This window comes from Ulvibacter sp. 2305UL32-6, from assembly GCF_058148545.1.
In genome coordinates this window covers 239,982-263,067 of sequence record NZ_JBYVKA010000004.1, presented here as the reverse complement: position 1 = coordinate 263,067, position 23,086 = coordinate 239,982, and the positions used below count along the sequence as shown (strand labels likewise).

General features: G+C 38.0%; 21 protein-coding genes. 4 read left to right on the top strand and 17 right to left on the bottom strand.

Features of this window, described 5'->3' with window-relative positions; translation table 11 throughout:
* Positions 1 to 13: 13 nt before the first annotated feature.
* From ACY2RU_RS14000 to ACY2RU_RS13935, 14 genes are all read right to left on the bottom strand, one after another.
* A complete protein-coding gene (locus ACY2RU_RS14000; protein WP_490139098.1) occupies positions 14 to 847 on the bottom strand; it encodes a glycosyl transferase in 834 nt (277 codons plus the stop codon).
* Between the two features lie 40 nt (positions 848 to 887).
* A complete protein-coding gene (locus tag ACY2RU_RS13995) occupies positions 888 to 1,559 on the bottom strand; it encodes a response regulator transcription factor (protein ID WP_490139097.1) in 672 nt (223 codons plus the stop codon).
* A gap of 49 nt (positions 1,560 to 1,608) precedes the next feature.
* Positions 1,609 to 2,421, bottom strand: a complete 813-nt coding sequence (locus ACY2RU_RS13990) for a sensor histidine kinase (RefSeq protein WP_490139096.1) — start codon at positions 2,419 to 2,421, stop codon at positions 1,609 to 1,611.
* Between the two features lie 19 nt (positions 2,422 to 2,440).
* Positions 2,441 to 3,088, bottom strand: coding sequence for a hypothetical protein (locus tag ACY2RU_RS13985; protein WP_490139095.1), 648 nt, complete (start codon positions 3,086 to 3,088; stop codon positions 2,441 to 2,443).
* A 4-nt stretch (positions 3,089 to 3,092) separates the two neighbouring features.
* Positions 3,093 to 3,518 (bottom strand): hypothetical protein, encoded by a 426-nt coding sequence (locus ACY2RU_RS13980; protein ID WP_490139094.1) that lies wholly within the window; start codon positions 3,516 to 3,518, stop codon positions 3,093 to 3,095.
* Between the two features lie 158 nt (positions 3,519 to 3,676).
* Positions 3,677 to 5,248 carry a glucose-6-phosphate isomerase gene (gene pgi / locus ACY2RU_RS13975; protein WP_490139093.1) on the bottom strand — a complete coding sequence of 524 codons (1,572 nt, stop codon included), beginning with the start codon at positions 5,246 to 5,248 and terminating at the stop codon, positions 3,677 to 3,679.
* A 58-nt stretch (positions 5,249 to 5,306) separates the two neighbouring features.
* A complete protein-coding gene (locus ACY2RU_RS13970; protein WP_490139092.1) occupies positions 5,307 to 6,185 on the bottom strand; it encodes a BadF/BadG/BcrA/BcrD ATPase family protein in 879 nt (292 codons plus the stop codon).
* 1 nt (position 6,186) lies between these two features.
* Positions 6,187 to 7,182: a type I glyceraldehyde-3-phosphate dehydrogenase gene (gene gap / locus ACY2RU_RS13965; protein WP_490139091.1), complete on the bottom strand. Its 996-nt coding sequence runs from the start codon at positions 7,180 to 7,182 to the stop codon at positions 6,187 to 6,189.
* A gap of 63 nt (positions 7,183 to 7,245) precedes the next feature.
* Complete coding sequence (pfkA, locus tag ACY2RU_RS13960; protein WP_490139090.1) at positions 7,246 to 8,232, bottom strand: 6-phosphofructokinase; 987 nt, start codon at positions 8,230 to 8,232, stop codon at positions 7,246 to 7,248.
* A 544-nt stretch (positions 8,233 to 8,776) separates the two neighbouring features.
* Positions 8,777 to 10,729 (bottom strand): protein-disulfide reductase DsbD family protein, encoded by a 1,953-nt coding sequence (locus ACY2RU_RS13955; RefSeq protein WP_490139089.1) that lies wholly within the window; start codon positions 10,727 to 10,729, stop codon positions 8,777 to 8,779.
* Between the two features lie 10 nt (positions 10,730 to 10,739).
* Complete coding sequence (gene tilS, locus ACY2RU_RS13950; RefSeq protein WP_490139088.1) at positions 10,740 to 12,047, bottom strand: tRNA lysidine(34) synthetase TilS; 1,308 nt, start codon at positions 12,045 to 12,047, stop codon at positions 10,740 to 10,742.
* Between the two features lie 4 nt (positions 12,048 to 12,051).
* The gene (locus ACY2RU_RS13945; protein ID WP_490139087.1) at positions 12,052 to 12,786 is read right to left on the bottom strand and encodes a DUF3307 domain-containing protein; all 735 of its coding nucleotides are present in this window, start codon (positions 12,784 to 12,786) and stop codon (positions 12,052 to 12,054) included.
* A gap of 4 nt (positions 12,787 to 12,790) precedes the next feature.
* Positions 12,791 to 13,477 carry a fumarate hydratase gene (locus tag ACY2RU_RS13940; RefSeq protein ID WP_490139086.1) on the bottom strand — a complete coding sequence of 229 codons (687 nt, stop codon included), beginning with the start codon at positions 13,475 to 13,477 and terminating at the stop codon, positions 12,791 to 12,793.
* Between the two features lie 109 nt (positions 13,478 to 13,586).
* Positions 13,587 to 14,885, bottom strand: coding sequence for an anthranilate synthase component I family protein (locus ACY2RU_RS13935; RefSeq protein WP_490139085.1), 1,299 nt, complete (start codon positions 14,883 to 14,885; stop codon positions 13,587 to 13,589).
* A gap of 228 nt (positions 14,886 to 15,113) precedes the next feature.
* Between ACY2RU_RS13935 and ACY2RU_RS13930 the strand changes: the two genes are divergently transcribed.
* Positions 15,114 to 16,298: a phage tail-like protein gene (locus tag ACY2RU_RS13930; RefSeq protein ID WP_490139084.1), complete on the top strand. Its 1,185-nt coding sequence runs from the start codon at positions 15,114 to 15,116 to the stop codon at positions 16,296 to 16,298.
* A 94-nt stretch (positions 16,299 to 16,392) separates the two neighbouring features.
* Here the strand turns inward: ACY2RU_RS13930 and lpdA are convergent, their stop codons facing one another.
* The 3 genes from lpdA to ACY2RU_RS13915 all read right to left on the bottom strand — a co-directional run bounded on the left by lpdA (position 16,393) and on the right by ACY2RU_RS13915 (position 19,041).
* A complete protein-coding gene (gene lpdA, locus ACY2RU_RS13925) occupies positions 16,393 to 17,793 on the bottom strand; it encodes a dihydrolipoyl dehydrogenase (protein WP_490139083.1) in 1,401 nt (466 codons plus the stop codon).
* A gap of 154 nt (positions 17,794 to 17,947) precedes the next feature.
* Positions 17,948 to 18,586, bottom strand: coding sequence for a CPBP family intramembrane glutamic endopeptidase (locus ACY2RU_RS13920; RefSeq protein WP_490139082.1), 639 nt, complete (start codon positions 18,584 to 18,586; stop codon positions 17,948 to 17,950).
* On the bottom strand, positions 18,583 to 19,041 hold the full coding sequence (locus tag ACY2RU_RS13915; RefSeq protein WP_490139081.1) for an Lrp/AsnC family transcriptional regulator: 459 nt from the start codon (positions 19,039 to 19,041) through the stop codon (positions 18,583 to 18,585). The genes ACY2RU_RS13920 and ACY2RU_RS13915 overlap by 4 nt, the downstream gene beginning before the upstream one ends.
* A gap of 162 nt (positions 19,042 to 19,203) precedes the next feature.
* Between ACY2RU_RS13915 and ACY2RU_RS13910 the strand changes: the two genes are divergently transcribed.
* The 3 genes from ACY2RU_RS13910 to ACY2RU_RS13900 all read left to right on the top strand — a co-directional run bounded on the left by ACY2RU_RS13910 (position 19,204) and on the right by ACY2RU_RS13900 (position 23,078).
* Positions 19,204 to 20,412, top strand: coding sequence for an aminotransferase class I/II-fold pyridoxal phosphate-dependent enzyme (locus ACY2RU_RS13910; RefSeq protein ID WP_490139080.1), 1,209 nt, complete (start codon positions 19,204 to 19,206; stop codon positions 20,410 to 20,412).
* 389 nt (positions 20,413 to 20,801) lie between these two features.
* Complete coding sequence (gene nhaC, locus ACY2RU_RS13905) at positions 20,802 to 22,280, top strand: Na+/H+ antiporter NhaC (RefSeq protein ID WP_490139079.1); 1,479 nt, start codon at positions 20,802 to 20,804, stop codon at positions 22,278 to 22,280.
* Between the two features lie 153 nt (positions 22,281 to 22,433).
* Positions 22,434 to 23,078, top strand: a complete 645-nt coding sequence (locus ACY2RU_RS13900; protein WP_490139078.1) for a peroxiredoxin — start codon at positions 22,434 to 22,436, stop codon at positions 23,076 to 23,078.
* Positions 23,079 to 23,086: the final 8 nt, after the last annotated feature.

Genomic DNA, 23,086 nt, shown 5'->3' with positions numbered 1-23,086 from the left:
AATGTGGAATTTCCTATAAACCTTTACCAGATGGCAAATCAAAATGATCTGTAAGTTGCTGCCACTGAGTTCTATTAAAGTCCTGTGTCTTATTAGTTCTCTTTAAAGAAATTTTCTGTGTCCCTAAAATAAGAACTGGATTTTCGGGTCTACGGTCAGGTAAACGGATCGATGTTCCCGCTAACATTGCCATTGCTTTAAACCAAAGATCATCGGCTTTGGGTGCTAAAGCTTTTAACAACTCAACATTTGTAACATCGGCATGTAGTGTTCCAGGAGGATACCAAACGCCAAAAACCCCTAGTTGCATTAAAAAAGTAGCATCTTGTGGCTGTATCTTAACATGCGGCCATTGAACGTAAGGCAAAGGCGTGCCTTCTGTATCAAAACGGATCTCACGTACATGGTTGCTAATTATATCTCTCGGATATTTTTGGTGTGATTCATACAAAAGACGTAAAAAATTGGGAGGATAGATCATATCATCATCTACAGTTACAATATGATCGTTTGGGTATTCCTCTAATGTATGTATAAGCTTTAAGTGCGAGAAGTCGTGAGGTGTATACCTAACTTCAAAATAATCACCTTGTAGTTTCTGCAATGATTTTGGTAGTTTATTCTGAAATCTCTCGTGAAGCCATAAAACAACTTTCTTCGGAAGCAGGTCTTGCGTTAAGATACTTCGAATGGTTATATGAACCACGTTAATCCTACTTTCAATTGTGGTTAGAGAAACAACCACAGGAATTTCGGAAGTCTTATCCCTTTTCTGAAAACGGCTTAGCGGAATGGCTCGCAAACGCAGCGTATGGTATAAATGTGGTGGGATTTCCTTTAACTTCAAACTTGGCTTTTATTGGTTTCTTTTTTCTTCCGAAGAAATCTCATTCAATAATAATAGGAGGCACTAAATTGTTATTGATCGCAAAGATCACCAAACCGGCAATGTTTTTTGAACTGGTTTTATCGAGTAAATTTTTACGATGGACCTCTACCGTGCGCGGACTTATAAAAAGGGCTTCACCAATTTCAGAGGTCTTATACTGTCTACAAATAAGTTCCAGTACATCGCGTTCCCGCGGCGTAAGAAAATCATCATCGAAAACCGTTTTAGATTCAACGGTTCGTTTTGAAACAGACCGTTCATTTAAAACATTTATGACCGTCTTATCATAATAGAATCCATTATAATAAACCTGTTTAATTGTGTGTAACACCTTTTCGGGAGCCGAATTTTTCACCAAATAAGCACTCGCTCCTACGTCGATCATATTGCGAATAAAGGGTTTCGTATTATAGGTAGTAAGCGCAATGATTCCAATTTCTTTATAAGCCTGATTAATTGCTTTGGTAGCTTCTACTCCATTAAGTTCTGGCATCTTAATGTCGGTAATAATAATATCTGGCAGAATCTCAGCCCCCGCTAAATAGTCGAGTAATTCGCGCCCATTACTTGCTTGGAAGACAATATTAATTTCTTCATCTCTCGAAAGTATGTGAGCCATACCAACTCGAAAAAGTTCCTCATCATCAGCAATCGCTAAATTAATTTTCATTATGGTCTGAATTGATTGTAATTAACTGCTTATTTGGTTGCACTAAAAACTATTCTTCTTCAGCGTCTAATTTTACTAGTACACTGAGTTTCATGCCAGCTCCTTCGGAAGTTTCAATCTGTAGGCTTCCATTAAGTATAGCAACACGATTCTCTATCCCGCTCATACCAATTCCCTTTGCTTCCTTTGCCTTTTTAAGATCAAAGCCGCGTCCGTCGTCAACATATTGTAAAGATACAATATCCTCTTGTTTTTCCAACGTAAGTTGTACCGTACTCGCATTAGAATATTTTATAGCATTGCTAAAGAGCTCTTGTGTGATCCTAAATAAGTGTAATTCGCTCGTTTCTGAAAGCGTGTTGTTTGGGTATTCACTGTGATAATCGACTTCAAATTTTTTGGTGTCGGAAAGAGAATCACATAACTCTTCCAAAGCAGATTCGAGTCCGAAATTCTTTAAAGTTGGCGGCAACAGATCATGCGCAATTTGTCTGGAGCTTTCAAGAACTGTTGTTGTCACTTTGAGAATATCGCCCGCTATTTTGTTGGTCTCTTCGGAAGGAATATCGCTCTGCGTTAGCATATTCGCATTTAAAGAAACAATATTAAGTTTTGAACTAATTGCATCATGTAAATCTTGTGCAATACGCTTTCGTTCGGCTTCTTGTGTTATAAGATTGGCTTGAATAACCTCGCGTTGATGTTCAATTTGTAAATTTGCTTTTTCCAGTTCTGATTGAACGATCTTCTTCCGAGAAAAATAGAAAAAAAGCACAACAGCCAAAGCCATAAATATAAGTAACCCTATGGCGCTCAATAAAATATTGAGAACCTGACTGTCTTCAGAAATAATTAAATCCATTCTACAATTTACATATAATTTAGTTCGTCCTTATTTTCGAGATACGATAATTTTTCCACCACTCGACAATAATAAGTATTTCAAAAACGAAATATAATACCGTATTAATATTGGAAAGAAGAGAAGCAATCTTTTTGGCTAAAGCATCCTCAAAAATTAAATTTCCCGCCGCAAAAACAAGTAAACTGGATAAGAAGTAGATGAAAATTCCAATATTTATAATAAGAAAACCCTGGTTATCTGAAAGAGATTTATATAAATAAAGTAGCGAATAGCAAACAATAATAAGGCGTGTAATACTAGATCCTATTGGATTGTACCTAAAATACATACTAGGATCAATGATATACTGCGTTGCAATAAAACCTAGAACCCCAAGAGTGATAATATAAATAGCTTTGAGTTCTAAAAGTTCTTTAAAGAATAATGATAATAAAATAAACTCTGAAACAAAATAATAAATAAAAAAGTGAAGATTTGGCTCCCCTTGATATAGAAAACCATGGATGCGCATACACATTTGCACTAAGGCAACCGCAACTAAATATAAAGTAAAAAATTTAAAGGCTTTGTTATTTACAACAAAGCCTTTAAGATAAAGTATGGGACACAGCACGGAGCCATATACCGTAAGGTCAACTAATACGTTAAGTATTATTTTATCCATAGTTCTAATTCAACGGACTGGTGGTATCACATCTTGGCGGACAAGGATCTGTAAAATCATAGATAGAGCCACCGCCGTTATATTTAGTTCCGTCATCTCCAGTGATCATATCTAGATACACTTGTTGTCCGTTTACAATTCCTCCCGGTTTTGTAGCCACAAGAATTAATTTTTCGGTTTGGGTTGGTGGACTTACATCGTTATTTGTTTTAACTCCAATATACGCTCTAACATAATTAGGGACCATTGAAGGTGGTAATTTATCCATTTCGGCAACTAAGCCCTTTAAATCTGATAATGGAATGATAAACCCACTACACTCATTATATTCATTATAGTCAGATTCTTCAGCGCGCCACGTATTTACCCAGCCTTGAGCTTCGGTTAATCCAATTGTGTTATTAGAGCCGTTGTCGTCTTGTGATTTCATAATTCTTGGTTTTTGATTAATATTCCTTAAAAATAAATAAACCGTATGAAATAATACGCACTCCACTGTAGGATAATTCCAAAAACCTGACAACTAACTGTGTCACAGTTTATTAAACTACAAGCTCACTTACGTATTAAAAGCTAGGAATAAAATTTTTAGCTGTTCTTTACTATTTTTTGAAACAATGCCCGTGTGGAAGGATTATGTAAAATCTCAACATTTTCTGTTTCAATGGCCTTTAGCGTTCCAATCGCAACTTTTTTACCCAACTCAACACCCCATTGATCATAGCTGTAGATATTCCAAATAATACCTTGAACAAACAATTTATGTTCGTACATAGCCAATAAACTTCCCAAATTTTTGGGCGAAAGCTTTTTAATTACCAACGTATTGGTTGGCCGATTGCCTTCAAAATTTCTAAATGCAGATGGGTTATTGTGTTCTGGAGTTCCCTCCATCAACGCTTCAGTTTGCGCCAGACAATTAGCCAGTAATTTGTTTTGATGATCGGTGTCGCCATATAGCGAATCTGCAAAGCAGATAAAGTCGGCTGGAATTAATTTTGTTCCTTGGTGCATTAGTTGAAAGAAAGCATGTTGGGCATTGGTTCCTGTACCTCCCCAAACAATGGTTCCTGTTTGATATGTAACCCGATTCCCGTTCCGATCTATTTGTTTTCCATTACTTTCCATAACGGCTTGCTGCAAATAAGACGTTAGCTTACTCAGATATTCTGTATATGGAATCACGGCTTCACTTTCAGTCTTAAAAAAATTATTATACCAAACAGAAAGCAGCCCAAGAACTACAGGAATGTTTTTATCTAACGGAGTTTCCTTAAAGTGAATATCCATAGTGTGGGCTCCCTGAAGCATCGCTTTAAAATTCTGAAATCCTACACCCAAACAGATTGAAAGTCCGACAGCACTCCATAAAGAGAAACGCCCACCAACCCAATCCCACATGGTGAAAATGTTTGTTGACGCAATACCAAAAGATGCAACAGCCTCTAAATTTGTTGAAACTGCTATAAAGTGTTTTTCGATATGTTTTTCTTCGGAAGTATTACAAAACCAAGTACGTACCGTACGCGCATTCGTTAAGGTCTCCTGGGTAGTAAATGTTTTTGAAACAATCACAAAAAGTGTGGTTTCAGGGTCCACTTTTTTAAGGATTTCGGAAACATGATCCCCATCTACATTCGATATAAAATGAACATTTAAATGATTTTTATAGAATTGTAAAGCTTCCATGACCATACACGGGCCCAGATGACTTCCACCAATACCAATATTTACAACATCTGTGATTGGTTTTCCTGTATATCCCAGATGAGATCCATTAATGATATTTTCCGAAAAACGCTCCATTTTTTCTAGCGTCTCCTGCACTTCCGGTTTCATCTTATCAAAGTCACGTAAGGCAGTATGTAAGACCGCACGATCTTCGGTTTCGTTTATTTTGCTTCCGGAAAATTGTGCTTTAATGGCTTCGGTAAGTCCAACTTCTTTAGCCAGATTCTGCAGCAACTCCATCGTTTTATCATTTACTCTATTCTTTGAGTAATCCAGATAAAAATCTTCCCAACCAATACTCAAGGTTTGCGCACGATCACTTTTTTCGGCAAAAAATTCGCTGAGATGGGTGTGTTCAATTTCAGTAAAATGCTTTGAAAGATTCTTCCAGGCGCTAGTTTCTAAAGGATTAATTTTGGGTAATGACATTGTTATTGTTGAACGGGTTGACTGTTAAATAGTTTAATGGTTCTCCATTCTTGCATCTTCATGCTTCGAGTAACTTTTTTTTGTAATAAGCAATTAAGCCATCTATCGGTCTGCGAATGATCGATCCCAGTTCGAGATGATAGGGTTTCATACAATCCCGTATAATATCCTCACTAAAATGTGCAATTGAGCCAATAAAATGGATAGGAACATGCTGCGCTTCTTTAAAACACAAAATACGATATTCAATAAACTTGAGCATCCCCTCACTTATAAGTTTATAAAAGTAACCATTTACTTCCCCAGTGGAAGAACGTTCTTCAGTTGAATTAAAAATAAATTCGGCAAAGGAGGCCAAATACATATTCGGATTGGGTCTCTGATATAGATTCTGTTTTATTTCATCTGGATCTAAGTTAAACCTGATTTCAAATTCTTTAGATAGAACTTCAGGCATTTTTTTATAGAAATAATCACGAATAAGCCTTTTTCCGAAGTAATTACCACTAGCCTCATCCATTAAAGAATAGCCCAATGCTTCCACACTTTGGTGAATTTCCTTTCCATCAAAATAGCAACTATTAGAACCCGTTCCTAGAATACAAACTATACCGGGCTCACTAGTAGCTGCGTAAACCGCTGCATAGGTATCTTCGCGCACCGAAATCTCAGCCTCCGTAAAAATTTCCGCTAACACTTTTTGTAAGGTCTTAACTGGTGTTTTGGTACCACAACCCGCTCCGTAAAAATGAACCTGCGCTACAGTTTTAAATAAAGGCTGCAGATCTGTGTTTGCTTTAATTCTATTGGAGAGTTCTTCTGCTGGAACAACTGCAGGATTAAGACCAGAAGTTCTTGTTTTTAAAACAACCTCTCCCTTATCATCCAAAAGTATCCAATCGCACTTTGTAGAACCACCATCGGTAATTAAGATCATATTATATGCTTGCTACATGCATGGCTAAGTCGACTAATTTGGCCGAATAACCATATTCGTTATCATACCATGCCACTAACTTAAAGAAATTCTCGTTTAACGCAATACCCGCTTCGGCATCAAAATTACAAGTGTGAGCATCACTAACGAAATCTTGAGACACTACCATTTCGTCGGTATAACTAACTATGCCTTTATAAGCTCCATTGGCAGCATCTTTAAACAATTGCTTGATCTCTTCGGAAGTAGCAGATTTTTCGGTTCGAACGGTTAGATCAACCACAGACACATCTACCGTAGGTACACGAAACGCCATACCCGTAAGTTTTCCTTTTAACTTCGGAATAACTTTGGTTACCGCAACCGCAGCACCCGTACTAGTTGGAATGATATTTACTAAACCACTTCGACCTAAACGATAATTTTTACGAGAAGGCTGATCAACAGTAGACTGAGTAGCAGTAACCGAATGAATGGTTGTCATCAAACCTTCCACGATGCCAAGATTATCATCGATTATTTTTGCCAAAGGCGCTAAACAGTTTGTTGTACAAGATGCATTCGATACAATTGTATCTGTAGCTTTTACATCGGAATGATTTACGCCCATTACAAACATGGGTGCAGTCTTTGAAGGTGCCGAAATAACAACTTTCTTCGCTCCTGCTTTGAGATGTGCGTCTGCCGAATCTAATTCTGTAAAGATTCCTGTACAGTCGAGAATAATCTCAGCTCCCACTTCATTCCATTTTAAATTAGCAGGATCTCTTTCTGCCGAAACACGAATGGTTCTGCCATCGACAACCAATTGGCCATCTTTTACTGATATGGTCCCTGGATATTTTCCGTGAACAGAATCATATTCAAGTAAATATGCTAGGTGATCAACATCGAGTAGATCATTTACGGCTACTACCTCAATATTTTTATTTTGAGATGCAATTCTAAAGGCGATTCGCCCAATACGACCAAAGCCGTTTATTCCTATTTTTATCATATCATTTTTGGCTTAGCGAATTTCGTTTTCGCAATTATTTTTCGTTTTTATATCTACTTACATTTAAATTGATGTAATGTCGGCAACTCGAATTAGATCCTCGTCAATCACATTTTCACCTTTAAGGGATTCTTCAAAAGGAACTGAGATCACTTTGTTGTGTCTAATTCCGATCATAACATCCCGTTCGTTATTTAACAAGGCATCTACAGCCCCAACTCCCAACCTGCTGGCTAGTACTCGATCATAACAACTTGGTGCTCCACCCCGTTGAATATGCCCTAATACAGTTACCTTCACTTCATATTCGCTCATATTTTCACGAATATATTCGGCAAGACCGAAGATATTTTTTCCTATCTGATCACCTTCAGCTACAACAACAATACTTGACGATTTACCTGATTTTTTACTGCGCTTTAAAGATTCTACTAAACGATCCCTTCCCATATTTTGTTCGGGAATCAAAATTTCTTCGGCGCCCGCACCAATACCTGCGTTCAGTGCAATATCACCAGCATCTCGCCCCATCACTTCAACCAAAAACAGCCTGTTATGTGAATTAGCAGTATCTCTGATCTTATCGATAGCTTCTACAACCGTATTTAAAGCTGTATCATAACCAATAGTAAAATCGGTTCCATTAATATCGTTATCTATGGTTCCTGGTATACCTACAATTGGAAAATTGAATTCTTGGTTAAAGACCATAGCTCCAGTAAATGTACCATCACCTCCAATAGCCACCAATGCATCAACTTTTGCATCTTTAAGATGGTTATAAGCAGCCTGTCTACCTTCTTTGGTAAGGAATTCTTTTGATCGAGCCGTTTTTAAAAAAGTTCCGCCACGATTAATAATATTCTTAACAGAACGAGCATCTAATGCCTCAAAATCTCCTTCGATGAGACCTTGATAGCCACGATAAACGCCAACACACTCTAAACCATGGTAGGCGCACGAGCGAACTACAGCACGTATGGCTGCATTCATTCCTGGAGCATCCCCTCCGCTTGTAAGGACTGCTATTTTCTTAATATTTGTATGCATGACCGTAAATATAAACCCTTAATTCTTTAGGCGCAATAGCTTATGAAATCTAAAACGTTTGCGGTTGAAAAATAATTTAAAATTGATGCAAATAAATCCCAATTAAAGGTGTCAAACACCAGCGCTTGTAGTAATTCAAGCAATTTTCAGGCAATTCTACGAAAGAATGTCAATTTGTTATGTTTAGCCGTAATCTCAACCCTTTTTGATTAGTTGAAATACGTTTTGATCTTAATAAGAGTATAAGTTATTGATATATTAAATTGATTTTCAGTAAAATATATACATAAAGACTCGTATACGACTTAAATAAAATTATAGGAAAAATACGTGTTAGCACGTATGGTTTGGCGCGAAGGTGCGTGCTATATTTGAAGTATGAATTAGTGAATCGTATTGAAATTAATTTTTTGTGGGGATAAAAAATTATCGATACATCTAAAATTTACTAAGTTAGGTTTGTTAGAGCGTCCCAAAAAACTTTTTTTGGGACGCTTTTTTTATACCTAAGTCTAAATTATTTCAGCTTTTTAGCCGTTAAAATTTATTTGAAATTTGAGATTCCATCTTCTAGCCAAGCTCTAAAATCTGTAGCTTCTGGCGTATACCCAACAGGCTTGTTTAGGTTTGCTTCTTCGTGATCCATCAACACATAAAAAGGTTGTGCGTTGGCTTTGTAGCGTCTAATTTGAAGATCACTCCATTTATTTCCAATGGTTTTTATTTTCTTTCCAGTTTCTTCACTGGTATACTTCTCGTTTTCTGGTAACGCTCTTTTATCGTCTACGTATAACGATATTAATACCACATCCTTTTTCAGAATATTTAAAATACCATCTTTAGGCCAAACATTTTGCTCCATTTTACGGCAGTTCACGCAAGCCCAACCCGTAAAATCTATCATTACCGGCTTGTTAACTTCCTTTGCATATGCCAAACCTTTGTCGTAATCATTAAACGCTAAAATATCATGAGGTGCTAATAGATGTGCCCCATCTGGCAGATCAGCATGATCTGCAGTTCCTCCCCCACCTAGCTTAGAAAAGCCTACTCCATAAGGAGATTCACTATAATCCTGTGGCGGCGGAAACGCACTAATTAAGTTTAACGGCGCACCCCAAAGTCCTGGGATCATATACACAACAAACGATAAAGTCAATAAACCTAACATTAGACGGCCTACTGAAATATGTGGCAACGGACTGTCATGCGGTAATTTGATCTTTCCGAAGAGATAGAGAGCCAAACCTCCAAATACAGCGATCCAGATCGCAATAAAAACTTCTCTTTCCAAAAGGTGATACTGCATAACCAAATCGGCTTGCGACAAAAATTTAAAGGCTAAAGCTAATTCCAAGAACCCTAGCACCACTTTAACTGTATTCAACCAACCTCCACTCTTAGGAAGCGAATTTAACCAACCTGGGAACATGGCAAAAAGCATAAAAGGTAAAGCAATGGCCATTGAAAAACCTAACATTCCGATCATCGGCGCCATTCCTCCCTCAGAGGCAGAAAGAACAATAATGTTACCTACAAAGGGACCTGTACATGAAAATGATACAATTGCCAAAGCGAGTGCCATAAAAAAGATGCCTACATAGCCTCCTTTATCTGCCTTACGGTCTATTTTATTGGCCCATGAGTTGGGCAACATGATCTCAAATGCACCTAAAAATGAGGCCGCAAAGATCACTAACACTAAAAAGAATATCAGGTTAAAAGCGACGCCAGTAGAGAACTCATTGATAGCTCCTGCCCCAAAAATAGCGACGACAGCTGTCCCTAAAACTACATAGATCACAATAATAGACAACCCATAAATAAGCGCGTTTTTGATTCCAGCAGCCTTGGTTTTACTTTGTTTCGTAAAGAAACTTACCGTCATAGGAATTAGCGGAAATACACACGGCGTGAACAATGCAATCAATCCAGCTCCTAATCCCAGTATAAAAATACCCCAAAGCCCTTTTTGTTCTTCATCTTCAGGAGCGCTTACGTCTTCTGAAGTCGTAGTATTTTCTGAAACCGCTTTAACACCTGGAACTGCAAATTCAAATTCAGCCAACTCAAAAATACATTTTTCATCATCACAGGACTGAAAATCAACCGAAGCAACAATAGTAGCCAACGTAGGATCTACTATTTTAATATTTTGAGTAAAGGTGGCATCATGCTTAAAATAAGACAGATCCATTTCAAAGATCTTATCGTACTTTGTTAGTGATTCGCTTTCAGTAACCTCTCCAACAAGTTCAAATTTTTCTCCAGCTCCTTCAAACGTAAAAGCAGTAGGAATTGGTCCGTCATCGTGAACTTCCTGAGTGTACAAATACCAACCATCAATGATCTCTGCTTTCATGACTAGTTGAAAGGTATCATCACCCGTTTTCTCGATCTTAGATTCCCAAGTAACGGGAACGTCAATTTGTGCGATCGAAGTTAATGTGCTAAAAAAAGTAAAGAGTATGATCAGTCCAGAAAAAAGTTGCTTCATAATGCTGTGGTTACTTGGTCGAAATTTTAAGAATTTGCTTTGTCAGTTCGGTTACTTTAAAACGGTCATCGGCTCTTAGTCCTACTACCCAAACAATTTGGCTAGCGCTACACAAGAGCCAAGTATTCGCTTTAGCCGTTAAAGATAACTTTTCATCTTTAAAAAACTTGCTAATTTTTTTATTTCCTTTCATGCCAAATGGCTGAAAAACATCACCTTCACGCCATTTTCTAAGGGTCAGCGGATAGGTAAGCTTCTCATTGTCAACATAAATGACCTTATCCCCTATTTCACCGATAGAATTAATGATTTGCAGATGTAAATCTATAGGAAAATCTATTCTTTTTGTCTCTTCGGAAATTTTAAAGTTCGTATTGATAGCTTCGGGAGCAATTTTGGTTAAAACGAGCTCGGTTCTGTCCTTCAACAAAGCATGTGTATTTGAAAATACTTGCTTTCCAGATTGCGCCTTTAAGAGCGTTTCAATGGCTCGGAAATCTGTAAATCCGAAACTGTGCAATAACTCGTATAGCAAATCTGAGGTATTGGGGAGATCGTTTAATTTTTCAATATTGAGACGGTAACCTTCCGAAGTTTCAGAAATCACCAAATTATAGACCAATGTCATATAATCGGCAATAAGACGTTCGCTGCCTCGAAGATGTTGTTGCGTATTTTGAAAATTAGCTATAATGGTCTTAGAGATCTTTTTAAAGGGAGGTAATACATTTTTCCGAAGATCATTCCGTAGGTATTTGTCGGAAGCATTACTACTATCTTCCCGCCAGTAAAAGGCTTTCTTTTTGGCATATGCCATGATCTCGTCGCGCGTAAATGGTAGCAATGGACGAATGATATGTTCATTCAATGCTGGGATCCCGGTAAGACCTCGCAGTCCGGTACCACGTGAAAGATTGATAAAAAACGTTTCCAGATCATCATCGGCATGATGTGCAGTCACTACATAATCGTATTTAAAGTTGGTTAGAATTTCAGCAAACCAAGCATATCGAAGTTCACGCGCTGCAACCTGTATAGACATTTTCTCTTCGGAGGCAAACTTTTCGGTATCAAATGATTCGGTAAAAAAAGGAAGATCCAGCCGTTCGGCCAAATGCATTACAAAATTGGCATCTTCATCACTTTCGGAACCGCGTAATGTAAAATTACAATGTGCCAAACCGATCTCGTACCCAAGATCTTTCAGTAAAAAAGAGAGAGAAACACTATCTAATCCGCCGCTACACGCAACAAGAAGACGCTTGCCTTCTAAAAAAGGAAATGAGTTGTCAATATGGCTTTTTAGTTCTTTCTTCATTCGCTTAGGTCATGACCAATGCGCCCAATCCAACGGCGATACCAAAACTAAGCATAGTTCCAATGAGCACGTATTCAGTTTTGAGGGTATCTGTGTCTTTATAACGTAAAACCGATTTGGCAGCGATCAAAAAGCCTACGGCTTGAAATTGCCCAATTAAAATAAAGGTCAGAGTCAAGAGGCGTTCTAAAACTCCTATGATCTTACCCGCGTTGGGCAACTCATGGGTATGAGCTCCTCTACTTTGTTGATCTTTTGCGCTTAGTGCTACGTCGATCTTAGAAACACTAAAAATTTCTTTAATAATGATATTAGCAGGTTTAAGGCATAGCATATAGGCTAAAATGATCAAAAGCGTATGTTCTACTACTGGTGGTTCCCAATAAAAATAAAGCCCATGATATTCAGCAAAAAAATAGGTGACCCCTAGTAAAATAAGCAAATGAAGGCCTTGGTCGATAAAAAAAGCATATAGGCCTAGCTGCTTACTTTTATTTAATTTGGGTTTAAACCCGTCAATTAGATAGTGTGTTATAGCAATAACACCTGCCCCTATAAAAAACTTTATTTGAAATGACAATAGCCAAGACGTTGCAAAAACGATAAGTGTATGCCATACAAGAAACCCACTCTTAAAGCCTTTGTTGTTTTTGTCTACTGCGAGTGCATCTGTTTGGAAGAAGTAATCTGCCAAGATGTGCGCTATGATCTGGAGTATTAAAAATTCAGTAAAACCCATACAATTACGTTAAAGTACTACTATGGAAATATTGAACAGCGGTTTCTATTGCATTCCAGCCCACACTGGTTGAATGGCGGTTTACCACAGATTGATCTATATCCAAGTGTTTTGCAATAGTAGCTTCATCATTTCCTAGTAATTTCAAATATAATACTTCGCTTTGTCTTGAAGTAGCTTTACTAAACAAAACGTCAAGTAAAGCTAGAATGGCTTCCCACTGGGCGTTTAATTTTTCATCTTGAGATGCAAAAAACAAGGTATTTTTTATAACTATTCGCTCTTTATCATAGGTAGAAGTTGCATTATTTATAAGACGTCCCGAAAAATAGATCGCCTCCCCGTCCATTATACCATTTTCAGGTTCATAGCGATCCAGCTCACCGAGGCCAATAGCAAGCCTGATACCGTGTTCTTTGTAAAGTTTAACACGTTTTTTATTTGCGTAGGCACTTATTTCTATTGGAATACTTTTTACAAAACTCTTAATGGCAAGCGCCACCCGCAAGCCTTGTTTAGCATTGGGCACCACACATTCAAGGTAATCACCTTTAATGATCCTTCCGTAGACATCAAAATGTTTTTCAAGATCCTCTAATAGCTTTTTTAAGGAAAGCTCCAGGAGTTGCTTATCTTTAGTATTGAGACTGGTTGACGAAATAATATCACCAGATAATGCCGCATATTTCATAAATACATAATTTAATCAAATATACAAATTTATGCTAAAAATTAAACATAAATATTAAATATGTTCTAAATAGTACATAAAATATATTTATGCTATTTAAAAAACATATTTACGTATTTCCTAATGCCTTTCTCATTGCTTTTCCTTTTAAGAGACATTCTTCATACTCCTTTTCTGGAATTGACTTAGATGTGATCGCTCCACCGACAGAGAAACTAACATACCGTTTTAAAGAATCATACAGTATGCTCCTAATAACCACACTAAAATCGAAATCGCCGCTTGGTGTAAAATAACCAATTGCACCGCTATATACACCTCGTTTCGCATCCTCCAATTTATCTATGATCTTCATGGCCGAAACTTTAGGTGCTCCGGTCATACTCCCCATAGGAAATGTATTTCTAATGATTTGAACCGGGGTGATTCCTTCGTCCACTTTACAACGAATGGTCGATATCATTTGATGTACCTGCTCAAAAGTGTAGATCTTACACAACTCTTCCACTTCTACCGATCCTTTTTTCGCAATTCTGGAAAGGTCATTACGCACCAGATCCGTGATCATAATATTTTCGCTCCGTTCTTTAGGGTCGTTCTCTAAGATCAGCTTCATTTGATCGTCTGCGGCGCTATCCTCTAAACGCCCTGCGGTTCCTTTGATAGGCTGTGAAATAACCACATTTCCTGTTTTCTTTAAATAGCGTTCAGGAGAAGCCGATAGCACATGCCGATCTCCTACTTTTAAATAGCTAGCAAAAGGTGGTGTGGAGATCTCATTAAGATGAAAAAAAGTGTGTAACGGATCAATAGTGGTATCCTCTGCATAAAATTCCTGACAGAAATTAGCTTCATAAATATCACCGCGTTCAATATGCCTAAGCATTTCGTTTACCTTTTCGAAATAAGTATCTTTCGAAGTGCGTAGCTTAATTTTGGGAGGTGTAACGGCTTCGGTAGAAACAGGTGCTTCCGAAGCAATAATCATTTCCCAATCACTTTCTAGTTCGTCATCAATCATATTTAAATAGTGAATATCAACATGATCTTCAGAAAAAAGAAATAACCGTTTTGGTTGAAAAAAATACAAGTCCGGAAATTTAAGTGCATCGTGATTTATTGAAAACAACCGCTCAACATCATTCTTTAGATCATATGTAAGGTATCCGAAGATCCAATCTCCTATAGTTGACTGATATTCCTCTAATTTATCGAAGGCTTTAAAAACGTCGGTTTGAATTACCGTAAAGGCGTCAACTGCCAAAATAGCCTGATAGCTGGTGTGTTTTTGATCATGGGAATTACTATCCAGCCAAGCAACATCATCAAACTGTTGGGCCCAATGCAATAGTTTATGCTTAACATGGGGCGTTAAGCTAACCTCATATTTCTTATGGAAACGTTTCATACAATTAAAAATTCTTAAAAAAAGACTTCAATATGTGCTACCTTTTAAAAACATTGAAAATTCCTACAAAATACAACCATAATTCTATCAAGTATTATTCATTTTATGTATTTCAGCGAATTTAAAGCGTATTTTGGCGAATTTCTTTGATTTGTAAGTGTTTACACGTAGTCCTAATTCAAATTTTTGTCTATTTTTGCGCTAAGATAACCCCAAATTATCTCACTTATGAAAAAAATTACCTACACAAGTATTGTATTGTTCCTGTGCGCCATTGTATCAACATCAGCACAAGTTGGAATTGGAACTACAGATCCAAAGAGTATTTTAGACATTCCAGCAAGCAACACCGCAGCTCCTTCAAATTTAGATGGAATATTAATTCCAAGAATTGATGCTTTCCCTTCAATAGACCCAGGCTCAGACCAAAATGGGATGTTGGTTTTTTTAACCACGCTTAATGGTACAGATGACGTTGGTTTCTACTATTGGGATAACCCTAATACAAGATGGGTTGGTATTGGCGCTGAAGAATGGAAACCCGGCGTAAATTCAACTGGCGATAAATTGATCTATGCTAATCGGGCTAAACTAACAGGAACTGATATGGTTATTACAGATGATGGCCGTATTGGTTTTGGCACGAGTGACCCTATCGAACGGTTCGAATTTAAAGGGCCGGGTGATAACGATATTCAAATAACAAGTGCAAACACCAATCCGCCGAACCTAATTTTTTACAATACGGGAGGAACATTGAGCACTCCTACCAATCTGGCCAATAACGGTGAGATTGGATCATTGATTGTCAAAACTCACGACGGAAATAATATTGTTGAAAATGGTGGATTCCGTTTTTATATGGATGGAATCGCTACTCCAGGAAGCGCTCCCTCAAGATTTGTCATTTCTACAACTCCATCAGGATCTACCTCACAACAACAACGAATTTCTGTGCGAAGCAATGGTAACACAGGGCTTTCTGAGCAAAACCCTACAGCAACCCTTCATATACGAGCTGGAGGCAGTTCAGCTAACTCGGCTCCCTTAAAATTTACAAGCGGAACGAATCTAACGACACCTGAAGCAGGAGCTATGGAATACGACGGCACAAACTTGTACTTTACCCCCGCTACAAATAGTAGACAAGTGTTAATGAAAGGGTACAGCAATACCTCTAGTTTAAATTTTCCATCGATTTCACCGAACAGCTCTGCAGATCTAACAATGACTGTGACTGGCGCAAGCGTTGGAGACAGTTGTTCGTGTTCGCCAAATGGCGGTATTGAAGCTGGTGTTTCCTGGAATTGTTTTGTAAGCTCCTCGAACACTGTTACCATAAGGCTGGCAAATGTTCGGAGTGCAGCTATTGATCCAGCGAACAGAAGTTGGAAAGTGAATGTAATAAAGTAAAAACTATACTAAGATTAAGAAGAAGGTCCCCTGTTAAAAAAAGCCCTCTACAGTAATGTAGAGGGCTTTTATAATTTAATATGTTTCTTAAATTTTAGATATGCAATGAGCGATCATCGGTAGCAGCCAGAGCAGCTTCTTTTACTGCTTCTGCATATGTTGGATGTGCATGACTCATACGAGCAATATCTTCGGCGCTAGCACGAAATTCCATAGCAACCACAGCTTCAGCAATTAGATCGGCTACACGAGCTCCAACCATATGTACACCTAAAACCTCATCCGTTTTTTTGTCGGATAATATTTTTACAAAGCCTTCAGTATCACCGCTAGCCCGGCTTCTTCCTAAAGCACGCATTGGAAACTGACCCGATTTGTATTCAACTTTAGCTTCCTTAAGCTGTTCTTCTGTTTTTCCTACGGAAGCAACTTCAGGCCAAGTATATACAACACCTGGAATTAAATTGTAATCGATATGTGGTTTTTGTCCTGCAATGATCTCAGCGACTAATGTGCCTTCTTCCGAAGCCTTATGCGCAAGCATTGCTCCTTTTACCACATCGCCGACGGCATAAATGTTTTTCACATTGGTCTGTAAATGCTCATTGGTTTCAACCAAACCACGCTCTGTGATCTTGACACCAGCATTCTCAGGTTTTAAACCTTCTGTATATGCATGACGCCCAACACTTACCAAACAATAATCACCTGTAAAGGTAACTTCATTATCTTTTTTATCGGTTGCAGTAACAAACACTTCGTTTTTCTTTCGCTCTACTGCAGAAACTTTATGCGAGACATAAAATTTTACACCTTGCTTCTTCATCGCCTTCATAAGCTCTTTACTCTGAGCGCTATCCATAGTCGGAATAATTCGGTCCATATACTCTATCACAGATACCTCAGCACCTAAACGACGATATACTTGTCCTAATTCCAGACCAATAACACCTCCGCCAATTACAACTAAATGCTTAGGAATCTCTTTTAAACTCAATGCCTCAGTAGAAGTGATCACACGTTCTTTATCAATTTTAATAAAGGGTAAACTCGACGGCTTACTACCTGTTGCAATGATAGTATTTGTAGCCTCAATAGTTTCGTTCTTTTCTCCTTCAATATTGATGTGCGTAGCATCTTTAAACGAGCCAACACCTGTAAAGACATCGATTTTATTTTTACTCATCAAAAACTCGATGCCTTTGGTGGTTTGATCAACAACTGAGACCTTTCGCTCGATCATTTTTTTAAAGTTGATCTTTACTTCCCCTGGAATTTCGATCCCGTGATCCGCAAAATGCTTGATCGCTTCTTCGTAATGATGTGATGAATCTAGTAAAGCCTTACTGGGAATACATCCAACGTTTAAGCAAGTACCTCCCAAGCTATTATACTTTTCAATGAGCGCGGTTTTCATTCCTAATTGGGCGCAACGTATTGCTGCAACATACCCTCCAGGGCCTGAACCAATAACGGCAACATCATATTTTGACATAATTAAGTCTATTTTAAGATTAAAACTGGATCTCCGATTTCTCTTTCTTCGGAAATGAATAACAAAGGTACAATACCCGTAACGAGTTTAAAAGTTTAGACTTTAAAAGTTTGCTATACGTACTGATTTGCTTTGTTAACTTCTTCGGAAACGATTAGGCTTCATAGCCAGGAAACGCCAGCATTTCGCCCATTCCAACTGTAAAGAGCCAATTTCCGTAGAGCGCGTGTTCTATAGTTACCAATGTGGTACTTCGGAATTTTAAATAGGTCATTCCGAAGATAATTCCACCTAAAAAAGTAAGTACTAAAACCAAGGTATTCCTAAAGAACAGATGGGCTAATGAGAATACAATGGCATTGACAAAAATAAGTAGTGACCTACTTTTAAAAAGTGTGTCATACCGCTCAAAGAAAAAAGTGCGGTAGATAATTTCTTGGGGCCAAACTGAGAACACAGAATATACAAATAGTATAAACATGAATAAAAGTGGTTTTGTTTGTGGAACATGAAACAAAACCTTGGGCTGCGTAAACCACACATAGCTTGTTGTTAATAAGCAGATGATCAAAAAACGGATTGCAGTTCTTTTGACAAAAGCCTTCCAATTGATCTTCTTTTTTATTTTAAAGGTGATATTCTCAGCCTTCTTTAACGATAGTATTATGTAGATAAATCCACTGAACGCAAAAACGGCTTTGATCCATAAGGGATAGTCCATGGTAAAACTAATGGGCATGGCAACAAATAGTAGAAAAAATTCAAATCCCAGATTGTAAAATTTACCTTTCATAACGTTAGTGCCGTGGTATATTTAACACGGTTTATAGTGAATGAGCTTTGTGTGCTACCCACATACTGCAAAGAGGTCAACTTATTCACCATAAAAGCACGAAAATGTTCCATGTCGGCTACCACCACCTTTAGCAAGTAATCATATTCACCACTTACGTGAAAACATTCGAGCACTTCATTCAGGTTTGCAATATCTTTCTCAAAATGGGTTATTGCCACTTTAGCATGTTTTTCGAGTTTTACAAGGCAAAAAACGATCAATCCCAAATCAATAGACTTCCCATCAATAATTGCAACATAGCGTTCAATGATTCCTTGACGCTCTAATTTCTTGATCCGTTCATATATAGCAGTAACCGAAAGGTTGAGTTTACTAGATAACTCCTTATTGGTTTGTTTGCAATCGGTTTGCAATTGTTTTAACAGCTCTACATCAATTTTATCTAAGGCCATAAGCGAAATATTTTCGGCAAGATACAAAAGCTTATAAATGTTTTAGAATAGTATTCACTATTTTACATTATTCATAGATTTATTATCTAAATAATATAACATCTATTAAAAAATATACTATGTATTGTTACTTTTGAAAAGTAATCATTCAAACCTAAAATCATGGCTAACAAAGACTTTAAACCCGCAAATAACATTCAAGATCTACAATATTTTGGAGAATTTGGAGGTGTGAACCCATCTATTTCAGACTCATCAACATATACTTTTCTATCAGCAAAGACCATGTTTGACACCTTTGAAGGTAACGCCGACGGTTGCTATCTCTACTCACGTCACTCAACGCCATCTAATCTATATTTAGGTGAAGCTCTAGCGGCTATGGAAGGAACCGAAACAGCAAATGTTGCGGCAAGTGGTATGGGAGCGATCACACCAACGATCTTACAATTTTGCCAAGCAGGTGATCATGTGGTTTCAAGTAGAACCATTTATGGAGGAACTTACGCCTTTCTGAAAAACTTTACACCTCGTTTGGGTATTGAAACATCCTTTGTAGACATTACAAAATTAGATGTTGTAGAAGCCGCCATTACAGAAAATACAAAAATTATCTTTTGTGAATGTGTGAGTAACCCCTTACTTGAAATAGCCGATATTGAAGGCTTATCGAAAATAGCAAAAAAACACGGACTCCAGTTATTGGTAGATAACACCTTTTCTCCTTTGACCATCTCGCCTATCAAACTAGGCGCCGATGTGGTTATGCATAGTCTAACAAAATTCATCAACGGAAGTAGTGACACCATGGGAGGGGTTACCTGCGGAAGTCAGGAGTTAATTGACACCCTTCGCAATGTTAATGATGGCGCCAGCATGCTTTTAGGTGCGTCGATGGACAGCCTTAGAGCGGCTTCAATACTAAAGAATTTACGAACCCTCCACATTAGAATGCAACAACACAGCCACAATGCACTCTATTTGGCCGAACGCTTCGAAAAAGCTGGCTTAAAAACGGTTTATCCAGGTTTGCAATCGCATCCCGGGCATGAATTGTATAAAAGTATGATGAATGAACAATACGGTTATGGAGGAATGCTTACTATTGACGCGGGTGGCTTAGATAAAGCCAATGCACTGATGGAATTAATGCAAGAGCGCAATTTGGGTTACTTAGCTGTTAGTTTAGGTTTTTATAAAACGTTGTTTAGCGCGCCGGGTACATCTACTTCTTCAGAAATTCCAGAAGAGGAACAAGCTGAAATGGGGCTTTCTGATGGCTTGATTCGTTTTTCAATTGGTTTGGATGCCGATATTGAACGCACCTACCAAATGATGAAGCAATGCATGCACGACGTTGGAGTACTATAAACCTATCATCAATGTAACATAAAACCCTCCAAGCCTAGGCAATGGAGGGTTTCTTTTACACTCCTCAAATTGCTGAGCACAGCATCTTCTCATCTCTTGTTGTTTCCTTTAGTTTCCTTCTTTCTCATCAACAGACTTCCTGGCTGAGGACCTTACAGTATCTATAGCATTACTCCATGCCTTAATATTGATCGGACGCTCTTATTTATAAAGCGTTTGAATTTTATTAAATTTTTCAATAGGATTTATACAACGAAAAGGTTCGGTTTAAATAGAAGGCTTTTTCTATCTATTCACAAGTAATTTAGACCTGTTCGCGATCACAGAAAAATGAAATTTGCACAAAGCGTGTTAAAATCGTAACATTACGTTGCCATAAAAATAACACTATGCAGGAAAATAAAAACATGTCCGAAATCGATATCCAGGAGCAACACATTATGGAAAATAAGGAGCTCAGTATTTGGGAAGCTCTTATTCCTGTGGTCATCCTTATGGCACTACTAGCCTATAATATCTTCTTTGTCGACGATCAAGAATGGTTAGGCGGTTACACCAACCAATGGATTCTTTTAATGGGTGGCGGAGTTGCTGCTATTGTAGGTTTTTTTAACAAGGTAAGTATACAGATTATGCTCTCCGAGATCTGGGAAAACTTAAAAAGTATTTTTATTCCTGTTATGATACTATTACTTGTAGGTACACTTGCCGGCACATGGCTAGTGAGTGGTATCATTCCTGCTATGGTATATTACGGATTACAAGTATTGAGTCCTGAAATTTTCCTTCCCGCATCTGTGATAATTGCAGCCATCATCTCTATTGCCACTGGTAGTTCCTGGACCACTTCGGCAACTGTAGGGATTGCCTTGGTAGGAATTGGCACAGCCTTAGGAATCAACCCAGGTATGATTGCTGGTGCCGTGATCTCTGGCGCCTATTTTGGTGATAAAATGTCACCCTTAAGCGATACCACAAACTTAGCGCCTGCCATGGCAGGAACAGATTTATTTACACATATTCGTTATATGGCGATTACTACCGTACCAACGATCTTAATTACTTTGATTGTCTTCGGAATCATTAGTGCTTCGATAGACACAACTGGTGATGCTGATATTAGCGGACTTCTGAATACAATAGACGCTACATTCAATATTACGCCTTGGTTATTTGCTGTACCATTATTGGTTGTTGGACTCATCTTGCTGAAAACAAAACCACTTATTGCACTATCTGTAGGTGTTATTGCTGCAGGAATATTTGCTTTAGTTTTTCAAGCTGATGTCTTAAGCGCTTTAGGCAGCTCAAATATAGGATCTGTATACAATGCTGCTATTTTTGATACGGCGATTATAACCGATAACGATAAACTAAATGATCTTTTTAGTTCAGGAGGATTAATAGGGATGCTTTGGACTATCTTCCTCATTGTTTGTGCAATGGTTTTTGGAGGTATCATGGATGCTATTGGCGCCTTATCGAGAATTACAAAAGTGCTGCTCAAAATGGCTTCTAGTATTTTTGGGTTATTTGCAAGTACAGTTGCAAGTTGTCTCGGACTCAATACTATTGCTTCCGATCAATACTTGGCGATCGTGATTCCTGGCAAAATGTTTAAGCAAGCCTATGAAGATAGAGGTCTTGCGCCAGAAAATTTATCGCGAACCCTAGAAGACAGCGGAACGGTAACTTCGGTGCTGATTCCGTGGAATACCTGTGGAGCATACCAAAGTGGAGTGCTAGGCGTTTCTGTTGCTGAATATTTTGTATTCGCTATCTTTAACTGGCTGAGTCCATTTATGACCTTAATTTTTGCGGCCTTCCGAATTAAAATAAGAATGTTACGCGACACAAAAACCGCCTAATTTAACTTAAGACGCTCGCTTTTAAAGACTTCGGAAAATGCTTCTTCCGAAGACATTTATTTTAACGAAATTTTCATAAAAATTGCTTTCGAAAAGAGGTTTCTTATCGTACTTTTGCACGCTGAAAAAATAATATTAAAATACAGCAATAGTATGGCATTAGTAGGTAAAAAATTTCCAAATTTAGCAGTAGACTCAACCGATAAATCGGGCATAACACAAAAGATCAATATTTTTGACAAGGCAACTTCCGAAGGAAAAAAAGTACTTCTCTTTTGGTATCCGAAAGACTTTACTTTTGTTTGTCCAACAGAACTTCACGCATTTCAAGCAGCGATCGATGCCTTTACTGAGCGCAATACACTTGTTGTAGGAGCTTCTTGTGACACTCCTGAGGTTCACTTCGCATGGTTAAATACACCAAAAAATCACGGTGGAATTGAAGGTGTTACCTACCCTATTATAGCAGATAGCAACCGTAATTTAGCCAATCAATTAGGTATTCTTGACATTACGAACGAGCGCTACGATGAAGAAACGGGTTCACTACTTGTTGACGGTGATAATGTAACCTACAGAGCTACTTATCTTATTGACGAAGAAGGAACCGTATTTCATGAAAGTATCAACCATATGCCCTTAGGTAGAAACGTTGCCGAGTTCATTAGATTAATAGATGCTTACACGCACGTTCAAACCAATGGAGAAGTTTGTCCGGCAAACTGGCAAGAAGGCGCAACTGCCATGAACGCGAACCGCGATGGCGTTGCAGATTATCTTACACAGCATTTGAATTAAGTTAATTC